The sequence below is a fragment of the Streptococcus sp. HMSC077D04 genome (assembly GCF_001808785.1).
Classification (GTDB): Bacteria; Bacillota; Bacilli; order Lactobacillales; family Streptococcaceae; genus Streptococcus; species Streptococcus mitis_BX.
In genome coordinates this window covers 28,749-29,181 of record NZ_KV794458.1, presented here as the reverse complement: position 1 = coordinate 29,181, position 433 = coordinate 28,749, and the positions used below count along the sequence as shown (strand labels likewise).

Below are 433 nucleotides of genomic sequence, written 5' to 3'. Positions count from 1 at the left end.
GTTGCGACAGCTTCAAGTCTTGGTGGGGAAACTGGCTCTACACCAAGAGCAGGTGCCATTGTTTCTTTTGTGGGAGGTACACATGGCACACCAGCCATCTACGGTCATGTGGCTTTTGTCGAGAAAGTATATGATGACGGTTCTTTCCTTGTGTCTGAAACCAACTATGGTGGCAACCCTAACTATACCTTTAGAAAAATCTCTCAAGCAGATAGTGCCATCAGTTTTGCTTATACGACCAAATAGAAGAGTTTACACTTGAAATTGTAGCTATTTAAAGATACAATATGTCTATAAATGAGTGGTCGGCTCATGGTCAATCTGATAGTAATCTTGGACATAAGGGCCAAGCGGTGGCGGACACCAGAACGAAATCCGATAGCAATCTTGGACGTACGGGCCAAGCGGTGGCAGACACCAGAATAAACCGACT

General features: G+C 44.8%; 1 protein-coding gene and 1 pseudogene. One reads left to right on the top strand and one right to left on the bottom strand.

What is annotated here, in order from left to right; all coding sequences use genetic code 11:
- Nucleotides 1–246: CHAP domain-containing protein (locus HMPREF2701_RS00325; protein WP_148130489.1), on the top strand; the 246-nt coding region annotated here is incomplete at its 5' end.
- On the opposite strand, the pseudogene HMPREF2701_RS11275 reads toward HMPREF2701_RS00325, so the two are convergent.
- Nucleotides 231–433, bottom strand: a pseudogene (locus HMPREF2701_RS11275) (hypothetical protein); the annotation flags it as partial. The gene HMPREF2701_RS00325 and the pseudogene HMPREF2701_RS11275 sit on opposite strands and share 16 nt — an antisense overlap.